This window comes from Pseudomonas sp. SDO55104_S430, from assembly GCF_054070595.1.
Window position 1 is genome coordinate 1 of record NZ_JBSVXG010000201.1, and the last position, 10,624, is coordinate 10,624.

8 protein-coding genes and 1 pseudogene are annotated in these 10,624 nt (G+C 56.9%); 1 reads left to right on the forward strand and 8 read right to left on the reverse strand.

What is annotated here, in order from left to right; translation table 11 throughout:
- Positions 1–198 precede the first annotated feature (198 nt).
- Positions 199–1,527: a 2-hydroxycarboxylate transporter family protein gene (locus ACW9JE_RS24525; protein ID WP_457434196.1), complete on the forward strand. Its 1,329-nt coding sequence runs from the start codon at positions 199–201 to the stop codon at positions 1,525–1,527.
- A 184-nt stretch (positions 1,528–1,711) separates the two neighbouring features.
- On the opposite strand, the gene ACW9JE_RS24530 is transcribed toward ACW9JE_RS24525, so the two are convergent.
- The 8 genes and pseudogenes from ACW9JE_RS24530 to ACW9JE_RS24565 all read right to left on the reverse strand — a co-directional run.
- Positions 1,712–2,341, reverse strand: coding sequence for a Vgb family protein (locus ACW9JE_RS24530; RefSeq protein WP_457434197.1), 630 nt, complete (start codon positions 2,339–2,341; stop codon positions 1,712–1,714).
- A gap of 36 nt (positions 2,342–2,377) precedes the next feature.
- Entirely contained in the window at positions 2,378–3,598 is a 1,221-nt protein-coding gene (locus tag ACW9JE_RS24535) for a helix-turn-helix domain-containing protein (protein WP_457434198.1), read from the reverse strand.
- Positions 3,599–3,793: 195 nt separating this feature from the next.
- A complete protein-coding gene (locus ACW9JE_RS24540) occupies positions 3,794–4,213 on the reverse strand; it encodes an RDD family protein (RefSeq protein WP_457434199.1) in 420 nt (139 codons plus the stop codon).
- A 98-nt stretch (positions 4,214–4,311) separates the two neighbouring features.
- The gene (locus ACW9JE_RS24545; RefSeq protein WP_457434200.1) at positions 4,312–4,752 is read right to left on the reverse strand and encodes a hypothetical protein; all 441 of its coding nucleotides are present in this window, start codon (positions 4,750–4,752) and stop codon (positions 4,312–4,314) included.
- A complete protein-coding gene (locus tag ACW9JE_RS24550) occupies positions 4,752–5,336 on the reverse strand; it encodes a toxin C-terminal domain-containing protein (protein WP_457434203.1) in 585 nt (194 codons plus the stop codon). Before ACW9JE_RS24550 ends, ACW9JE_RS24545 begins: the two co-directional genes overlap by 1 nt.
- Before the next feature lie 123 nt (positions 5,337–5,459).
- Positions 5,460–7,682: pseudogene (locus ACW9JE_RS24555) on the reverse strand (DUF637 domain-containing protein); the annotation flags it as partial.
- Between the two features lie 108 nt (positions 7,683–7,790).
- Positions 7,791–8,144, reverse strand: coding sequence for a hypothetical protein (locus ACW9JE_RS24560; RefSeq protein ID WP_457434201.1), 354 nt, complete (start codon positions 8,142–8,144; stop codon positions 7,791–7,793).
- 9 nt (positions 8,145–8,153) lie between these two features.
- Positions 8,154–10,624, reverse strand: a 2,471-nt coding sequence (locus ACW9JE_RS24565; protein ID WP_457434202.1) for a DUF637 domain-containing protein, incomplete at its 5' end; no start/stop codon positions are given.

Here is a 10,624-nt window from a genome sequence, read left to right on the forward strand (position 1 = left end):
CAGTATTGCAGAAAAGGGGGTAACCATAGATGTAGGAGCGAGCACGCTCGCGATGGTCGTCAACGATGACGCGGGCTGTCTGGATGCCAGCGGTGCCTGTGCCTCCATCGCGAGCATGCTCGCTCCTACAAAAAGGCAAGGCGTAAACCGTAGATTTTTTTGAATCCTCGATAACAACAAACATGAGGAAGTCGCGACATGAATGAGTCCATCGAACCGTCCCTGAAAATCCCCGCCGTCGGGCTTGTGCAACGCCTGCGCACCTATGAAATCGGCGTCATCCCGCTGCCGGTGTTCCTGGGCATCGCGCTGATCGTCTACCTCTCGGCCCACCTCGGTTTCTTGCCGAAAAACATGATCGGCGGCCTCGCCGTGATCATGACCATGGGCGTGTTTTTCGGCCAAATGGGTTCGCGCCTGCCGGTGCTCAAGGAGATCGGCGGCGGCGCCATTCTGTGCCTGATGCTGCCCTCGATCCTGGTGTTCTACGGCTTCTTCGGCCCGGCCACGATCGACGCCACCAAGATGCTGATGAAAGAAGCCAACTTCCTCTACTTCGTGATCGCAAGCCTGGTGGTCGGCAGCATTCTGGGCATGAGCCGTTTCATCCTGGTCCAGGGCATGTTGCGCATGTTCATCCCGCTGCTGGTGGGCACTCTGGCCGCAGTAGCCAGCGGACTGATCGTCGGCAAACTGGTGGGCTACAGCTTTCACCACACGTTCTTTTTCATCATCGTGCCGATCATCGGTGGCGGGATTGGCGAAGGGATTCTGCCGCTGTCGCTGGCCTATTCGGCGATCCTCGGCGGCACTCCGGATATCTACGTCGCACAACTGGCGCCTGCCGCGGTGGTCGGCAACATCGCCGCGATCATCTGCGCCGGCTACCTGGCTCGCCTGGCCCTCAAACGTCCGGACATCAACGGCGAAGGCTCGCTGATCCGCGCCCGGGCCGAGAACGACAAATTCAAGGTCAAGGAAGACACCGGCTCCGTCGTCGACTTTCGCGTCATGGGCGCCGGCGTGCTGGTGATCTGCGCCTTCTTCGTGCTCGGCGGCCTGCTGGAAAAAGTCGTCGGCATCCCCGGCCCGGTGATGATGATCCTCGCCGCCGTGCTGTTTAAGTACGCTCGCCTGCTGCCGGAGAAACTCGAAAAAGGCGCCAACACCTTCTACAAACTGGTGTCCTCGGCGTTCATATGGCCCGTGATGATCGGCCTGGGCATGCTCTACGTGCCGCTGGACAGCGTGGTGAAAGTGTTCTCGGTGGGCTATGTGCTGGTCTGCGTGTCGGTGGTGGTGTCGATGACGGTTGCCGGTTTTTTCATTGGCAATTTGATGAAGATGTACCCGATCGAATCGGCCATCGTGACCTGCTGCCACAGCGGCTTGGGCGGGACCGGGGATGTGGCGATTCTGTCGGCATCGAACCGCATGTCGCTGATGCCGTTTGCGCAGATCTCGACACGGATTGGCGGGGCTTCGACGGTGATATTGGCGACGTTGTTGTTGAAGGTGTTTGTTTGAGTGTTTGCTGCTGAAAAGGGTGTCTTGGGTACCAATTCCACTCAGTTCATAAGCTGATGAGAACATTGTGGTGAGGGGATTTAGCGAAACGTCGCACCGCCCCGTTGGACTGCGCAGCAGTCCCATTTTTTGGGGCCGCTTCGCAGCCCAACGGGGATAAATCCCCTCACCACAGGTATGGCAGTCAGGGACGACGCACCACCCTCACCTTCCCACTGTTACCACCCCCACAGAAAAACCGCTCGCCACCATCGGACTCCAGCCCCGACACACCAATGCCAACCGGCAGCTTCAGACTCTCCAGCACCTCCCCCGTGCGCGAATCGACGCGGCGCAATTCACTCTCCTCCCCCTCCCAGGTCCCATGCCACAGCGCACCCTCAACCCAGGTCACACCGGTGACGAACCGGTTGGATTCCAGCGTGCTCAGAATGGCGCCGCTGTCCGGATCGATCCGGTGGATTTTGCGCTCGCGATACTCGCCCACCCACAACGAACCCTCGGCCCAGGTCAGCCCCGAATCATTGCCGCCACCGGGCGCCGGAATGGTGCTGAGGACCTTGCCGGTGTGCGGGTCGATTTTCTGGATGCGGTCTTCGGCGATCTGGAACAGGTGCTTGCCATCGAAGGCGGTGCCGGCGTGGGCGGCGACGTCGATCGAGCGCAACGTGCGGCCACTGTCGGGGTCAAGGGCGGTGAGTTTGTCGGTGGCGGCGAACCAGACCTGCTTTCCGTCCCAGGTCAGGCCGTGCACGGTGTCGACGCCTTCGAAAGGGCCATATTCACAGAGGATTTCAGCGGCTGACTGTTTCATCTTGGTGTTCCTCGAAAGGGGTTGGTGGCGTTCATCCTAGCCACCGGGCAGCGGCACCGGGAGTAACAAGGTCGTCGCGAAACCGGGCACCGGCGGTGTCAGCCAGCGTCGAGCGCGGCCCTGTCCGAACGACTGCACCTTGCCCTGCGTTGCCAGCGAATCGAGGGCTCGCTGCACGTTGCGCTGGCTTTGACCGAGCGCCAGGGCCAGCGCCGAACTCGACCAGGCTTCGCCATCATTGAGCAAGGCGAACAACGCCGCGTACTTCTCCTCGACCGGAGGCGTGAGCAGCACCACGTCAGGGGATGACTGGGGGACCAGGGCAAATCCGCGCTTGGTCGCGGTGATGCCCGCCAGCGGTTTGAGCGCCGCCCGCAGCCGCCCGATTTCGACCCGCAGGCGCGCACGGTGGGATTCATCGCTGAGCTTCAGGCGAAAGGCGCGGGAGATGAGAGTTTCGCGCGGCACATCGTTTGGCCAGGCTTCGGCCAGTGTGCGAGCGAGGGTGAACAGGATCGGGCGCGTCGATAACGACAGCGACATGCCGGCGCCGCGAACGACGTAACGACAGGCGTCCACCACCAGTGACGGCGAGGTGAGCAGCGCTTCTACTTCCTCCAGCGACAACGGTTGTTGCTGCCCCTTCGTCGTCAGATGCGCGGCCGTGCTGTTGAGCAGTTGGACTGCGCTGTCGACTTCCGCCAACAGCGCCGGGATCGCCGATTGCCGGGCAGCGAGCTCGGCCCTGGCCAGCGCCGCATGGGCAGTCTGCGATTGCAGATGACGCATGGCGATCCCGGCCGCCACCAGTTCATGGGTAGCTCTCAGCGCCGGTGGCAAAGTGGCCGGATCGAGTGGCGCGAGTTTTTCCTGCGCCTCATCGAGCTTTCCGATCAACAGCAAACGACGGATATCCAGATAGCGCGCATGGGCAGCGTTCACCCAATCGCCATGCGCCTCCAACGTGACCCGCGCCGCCTCCAACGCCGCCACGGGCCAGCCCAGATCCCGCGAAGCCAACGCGATCTCCGCCTCGGCCACCACACACCGCGCCCGCGCCACCACCTCCTTCGCCCCGAACGCCCTCGCCGCCCGCCGCACCAGCACCCGGGCCCGCGCCAGATCGCCCAACTGCGCCATGGCAATCCCGCGCAACGCCAACGCCGGCGCATCCTCACGCAACGCCACCCGATCCAGCGCCCCCAACGGATCCCCCGCCGCCAGCGCCTGAGCGGCGGCAGTGATCAGCGAGTCCATTGCAGTCCTGCCATGGGGGCTCTCCGGTGGTGGTTGGGTGTTGTTGAGTCTATATCAGGGAATTTGTTGTGCCTGCCGAGACGCCTTCGCGGGCAAGCCTTGCTCCTACTGGTGCCGTGTTGTTCGCATTTTCCATATACGACACAAAACCTGTAGGAGCGAGGCTTGCCCGCGAAGGTGGTAAACGATAACGCCTTACTTGGACCGAATCACAATGGTAGAAGCGATCATGTCCCCCAACCGCTTGCGTGACCCGAAGAAGATAAACACCCAGTCAAAGACACTGAGAAACGGCGTGGTGATATTGCGCATGAAGGACTGATAGAGATTGCAATTAAGATAACTACGCTCATCAATCACCGACATACCCAACAGCTTTTTACCCAGGCTCTGACCGTTGGGCATGGCGTCGGAAAAGAGGTAATACGCGGCGGCGGAACCAAGTGCCAGAAGACCGACTGCGGTTGGCGGGAGGGCTAGAAATTCGGCGACCCGGCCGATGAAGATGAACAGGAAAAGGGTGACCATCGAGTCAATCATTTGGCCGCCCCAGCGGCGGCCGAGGCCGGCGAGGTTGTTGGTTTTTTTGTAATAATCTTGTGTGCTGACAGCCATACCACGATGACCCCATTGGTAAAAATCCTACTAGACAGGCTTTAAGCAAGTACACACTTGAAATCGCCATTTTTTACATACAAAACCGCCCTCTTACACTAAATACGCTCATTAAAAAAATTCACAACATCTTCGAGCGCGATCTCCCACTCCGAAATTTTCACCCCTTCCTCATTAATAGTTTCTCGCCCACCGAAATAATCATTAACTCGCTCAGAATCAAACACACTATCAATTTCATCCATGAACAATACTTTGTTTTGCACAAAAACCTTACCCACCTCAAAGTACAACACCCAGGCAAATATAAAATTCGCCGCCAATGGATCACGCATAGATACGATGAGTGCCGAGTGGCTTTTATTAGCATATCCTTCGTCAAAAGACTGCCTCCAACTTTTCACATATTGCTCTTTCTTCCAGTACGAAGCAGGTGCATAAAACCGCTCTACCGACCCAGACAGCTCGATAAAACCCTCAAGAACATTTTCCCCACTTTGTTTTATTTCTTCATCATTCAGCGAAATATTGAATCTCATTATTTTTTCACCCAATTTAGATTTTCGTCATACGTTCCAAGCCGGTTCCCTTTTTTATCGAACACCTTCCATCCATTGCTTACATTATGCCCATCTACATCAGGAGTAATGTACTGCTTTCCATTATAAAAAACGCTTTGTCCATGCGAGTCAAAGGGCGCTTTTTGCGGCGGAATACGCAAATTGTAGCCAAGGTCCGCTGCTGCTTCCTTTAAACTGGCACCTTTCGATTGACCAGCGTTCCCTCTGCCTCCAAATACTCCTATAGCTGCGGCCGATGTCAGCTCCAACAGGTTAGAAGCTTTCTCTTGAGCAGTAAGTTTCCTACCTGCCGCACGATCCATCCATTCCGTTTGGCTATTCCATGTATCAAGTTGAGCTTGTTGCTTCGGAGTTAGCCAGCCTTCCTTGATATATTTTGCGGTCGCAAGCTGATCATCTGTGACAAACAGTCCACCCCATTTGTCCAGACCCTGCGAAGGTATGGCCACATGAGATGGATCTCCTGCCAACAATCCATACATGTCATACGAAATAGTGTGCTTAAAAAGATCCAACAGCTCCCGCGCGACTGGATCGTCCATAACAATACTGTTGGACTTGATCCCTTCAACGCATTCGGGCGACTTACAGGCGTCGATCTGCGCAGACCTTTGCGCTGAAAGCTTCTCATATCGAGCTATCACTTCGCGCACTTTCGCTTCACTGCAACTTTTAGTGGCCTTACAGTCATTTAATTCATTGAGCAGCTTTTGAGCAGTAGGATGATCCAAGCTATTAAATTTTGTTGCCTGTTCCGCAACCCACGCTGCGACAGCCTGATCTTTGTCAGAACCGCCTGCTGCCGCAGTAACCGTCAACCCAATTAGTTGAGATGTCATTGCCAACAACTGGTCATGGGAGTTATTAGCAAAGACCTTATCTCCCACCAAGGATACGAAAGTTTCGTTCGCTCCCGCAGCCAACGCCCCAGTCCTAAAATCTCCACCAGCTAGCTCAGCTATAAGCCCACCTACCAGCGCATGCGCACCAACTTTTGCGGAAAGCCCCGAAAACTCCAGTTGCGTTCCAAGCTTGTTATAGATTCCAGCAGACAGTACATCTGCGGCTGAACTAATCGCCATTTGGGCCAGGTTGTCTTTCAGGCTTCCGCCATTTATGGCCGTATTGGCAACCGCATTGAAGCTATTTCCCGCCAAGGTATAGCTGGCAAACTTGGTAAAACCATCCAGCTGTCCAAGATCAAAGCCATGCGTTGCCTTGGCCACATCTGCTGGCGCAACGCCAAATGCTTTATCAAGAACTCCGGCGGCAAAGCCGGCTGCCAAAGCAGTAATCAAATAACCTTTCATGCTTTCGGGCGACGTAACGTCTTTTAGGGCTGCCCCCAAGTCGCCTTTATTATTGATGGTGCTGATAACAGTCTGAGAGATAACCCCTGACATTGTTGCCACAGCGGCTGCGCTCGCAGCACTGGCAATCGCGGCCGCGGTAGTACTACTAAATCCTGCCGCTAGAGCCGCACTTTGGGCAGTGCCTCCCGCTGAAAGCCCTAGCGCTCCAGCGGTACCACTACCTGCTGTCAGCACGGTGATGACAATGATGATTGCCAGCATCGCTCCCTGACCAAGACCTGAATGGCTGTAGCTGTAGGAGTCGTGGGTTTCTTTGATCAGGCGCCAATCAACATCCCCCCGCGCCTCAGCTTCCTTCAACCAAGCCAATTGCGGATCAGCCTGCACCATCGCATCAATGGTCTCGCTCACCGACTTCTGGTCGATCTGCTTGATATCGATGTTCAGCCCATCAACAGCTTTGATTGCCAATTGGCCTTGAGCAACAAGCTCACTCTGCCGCAACGTCTCATCAGTACTCCCCTTCCCCTTGGCACTGACCCAAGCCAGGCTATTACTACTCTTCTCATGACTCTCCTGATGCAGGTCCTTCACCGCCTCAAAAGTAATACTCCCGCCACTCTCCAGCGTCAGATCACCACCGCTATTGAGCTTCGCCACCTGATACCGCTGATCACCACCACTGACCAACGTCAGATCCCCGCCGGTGGAGATCTCACTGCCGACATGCGTCACCTGGGTAACTTCGTCCCGCCGGCTTTCCTTCTGCCCAAAACTCCCCTTCTTCTTTTTCTCGTACAACGAATAGTCCGTGTCCTGCGCCGCCAGCAACTCGATGTTGTTGCCCGCCACCAGATAAGCCTCGTCGCCCGCAGTAATGCGGCTGGAGATCAACGCCAGGTCATTACCGGCGCTCACCGCCACGTCGCCGCCAGCCGTGATGGTGCTGGCAACCTGTTTGACGTGGTCTTCCTGGGCGGTGACCTTTTTGGACTTGTAGTAGGAATGGCTTTCGTCGGCGCCGGAGGCGATGGTGACGTCGCCTTGGGCAGCGAGGCCGATGTTGCGTTTGGCGTCCAGATCGCTGGCGATGAGGCTGAGGTCGCGGCCGGCGCTCAGGGTGATGTCGCGACCGGCGTCCACGCTGGAGCCGAACTGGGTCACCGAACTTTGCTGCCTGCCGCCGGAGTCGGCGCTTTGTTGCTCGGTGGACGCGATGCTGATGTCGCGACCGGCCTGGATGTCGGTATCGCGGCCGCTGGTGATCACGCTGCCCTTGTTCAGCACGTCCCTGCCCGCGTTGATGGTCAGGTCGTTCGCCGCTTCGATACGTGCGGCGCTGTCCAGGTAGTCGCGTTGCTGGCTGTAGCCCTTGTTGGTGAAGTCCGAGCTGGTGACGCTGCGCTCGTTGATGACATCGCCTTTGACCGCCGTCAGGGTTACATCACGACCGGCGATAACGCCGCCGGCGGTGTTGACGATGTTGTTCCCTGCCATCAGGTCGAGACGGTTTCCGGCTTCGATCAGCCCTGTGTTGGTGAGGTCCTGTACGGCAGACGCCGCCAGGTTCAGTGATAGGAAATACCCGGCAGCAAAAGCTGCAGGGAGAGTTGGCTTTTAACCTTGACTTGAGACCGGCTAATGGGTGTCCCCTTTTCTGGTCCCCTTTTCTGTATCGCACCATCAAATCACGGAGACTGGAGTCACACCAAACTTAGTAGTCAACACGTAAGACTCTAAACCATTTGAATCTGGAACAATTACCAGAGACCCGACACCCGCAAAATCAAGTGTCAATACCCCTCCTTCATCGTAGGCGCTATCAACTTTATGATTTAAGAAATCAAAAACCAGCGAAGCAGTTGCAACTTCTTCGCCATGCCCCCATCGCTCACTGCCTTTACTATCGCATTTAAAAGGACACTGAATTAACACGGACACTCCATTTCCGAAAATCAGAACCTGCGAACCTACACCAACAGTCACGCCTGTCAGCACGGCTGACCTCAACTCTTCCATCTCCGACTCATTAATCATACTTTCCTCTCACCGCTCAGGCGGTACGGTATTGGGTGGTAGCGGTACATGTGTGTCTCCCCTTGGACCAGTTCCACCGGTCGCCGGGTTTGTGGGCTGTCCATTTTTCACCGATATCCAGTAACCATTCTCCAAACCGGGAACAGGTGTTGAACCTGAAGGCATCAACCGAATATATGTGCTGCCTGGAGCACTCGGGTCGGAGCCAAGTGGATAATAGATCGTGCTACCTGGCGTTTTACCCGGACGGCTTACCCAGTCCGCGGGAATAACCGGCCCTTGGGGAGGATTCGACAGAGGTTGCAACTTTGGAGGAACTTTAGGCCCCGCGCTAGTGGCACCTAACTCTTTTACACCACGCAAATATTCAACAGCTTTCCCCACCTGCGCCAGCCCCGCCGGCGTCGAGGCTCCCGGCGGCCGGGGTTTGCTGCCTAATGGACCCTCTACCGCCGCGACACCGGTGCCTAACAACCCGAACCGGTCCATTGAAGGACCCCAGTCGGTGATTTGTCCGGCCAGATGTTCCGCCGCCGCGACAGTCCGCTCAATCAAAACGGTCTTGTAAGTTTGGCAGGTGGTGGTCTCACAAACCATCGCCAGCAAAGGCTCCAGCGAGTCGATCACTCGAGGCAGCATGTCTTTGGCGCCAAGGGCTCCGCTGACGTCCATGGCGGCTCGAGTAAGCTCTAGGCTTTCCTGGTTGTACTCCTTCTCCCACTTGTCCTTCTGGCAACTCTCATCCTTACCGCACCCGGCCATGTCCTTGGCGAGCGCGTCAATGTCCTTGTGCTCAAGGTAGTTGTACTGCGTTGCATTTTGCGCTACCCAAGAGCCCAACTGCAGGCTTTCACCGTCGACGCCGCTCTGCGTAGCCGCGGCGAGCATACCGACCAATTGCGAACTCATGGTCAGCAGATTTTCATCACCACCAACCCAGATATCGAGTTGCTGGACTAAGGCTTCATTGGCGCCTGCCGCCAGTGCCCCGGTCTTGAAGTCGCCACCGCTAATTTGGGTCAACAGCCCGCCGACCACGGCATGAATCATGATCTTCTGGACGCTGCCGTCGGCATAAACGCCTTTGGTGTAATCACCCACGGCATTAAAACTGGCAGCTGCTAACGTATTAAAAAGGGTGCTCTGCAGCGCGTTACCCAGATCACCGCTCTGCCCCATAATCCTGCCCAAGGCTGCAGAGGTGCCGTTTTGCAAGCCTTGGTTGGCAGCGAACTGACCAATTCCTTTCCAAGTACTGAGATTGGTGGTGATCTTTCCTGTCACAGGGTCAGTGGTAGTACCGGTCCAGTCATTGAAATAGGCAGCGGTCATGCCCGCCGTGATACCGGTAATGACATATCCCTTGAGGGCATCACTGGAGGTGACGTCTTTTAGAACAGCACCGAGATTGCCTTTGTTGTTGATCGTACTCACCGTGGCGGAACCGGCCGCTGAAGTCGCCACCGCAGTCAGCGCCACGTTGGCCCAGCCGGCTCCAGTTGCAACGCCAGCAGCGGAAGTGCCAGCTGCTGCCATGGCGGTGCCAGAGCCCGCACCAGCCCCTGCAACCGAGCCTAACGCAGCGCTCGCTGCACCGGCCGTTAAAGCAGCAACGACAATCATGATCGCCAGCACCGCCCCCTGACCTAACCCCGAGTGGCTGTACTTAAAGCTTTCGTGGACCTCCTGCACCCTGCGCCAGTCCACATCACCGCGCTTTTCGGCATCCTTCAACCAAGCCAATTGCGGATCAGCCTGCACCATCGCATCAATGGTCTCGCTCACCGACTTCTGGTTGATCTGCTTGATATCGATGTTCAGCCCATCAACAGCTTTGAATGCTAATTGGCCTTGAGCGACAAGTTCGCTCTGCCGCAATGTTTCATCGGTACTGCCCTTACCCGACATCGACGTCCAGGCCAGGCTATTACTACTCTTCTCATGACTCTCCTGATGCAGGTCCTTCACCGCCTCAAAAGTAATACTCCCGCCACTCTCCAGCGTCAGATCACCACCACTATCAAGCTTCGCCACCTGATACCGCTGATCCCCACCACTGACCAACGTCAGGTCGCCCCCCGTGGAGATCTCACTGCCGACATGCGTCACCTGGGTTACTTCATCCCGCCGGCTTTCCTTCTGCCCAAAACTCCCCTTCTTCTTTTTCTCGTACAGCGAATAGTCCGTGTCCTGCGCCGCCAGCAACTCGATGTTGTTGCCCGCCACCAGATAAGCCTCGTCGCCCGCAGTAATGCGGCTGGAGATCAACGCCAGGTCATTACCGGCGCTCACCGCCACATCGCCGCCAGCCGTAATGGTGCTGGCGACCTGTTTGACGTGGTCTTCCTGGGCGGTGACTTTTTTGGACTTGTAGTAGGAATGGCTTTCGTCCGCGCCGGAGGCGATGGTGACGTCGCCTTGGGCGGCGAGGCCGATGTTGCGTTTGGCGTCCAGATCGCTGGCGATGAGGCTGAGGTCGC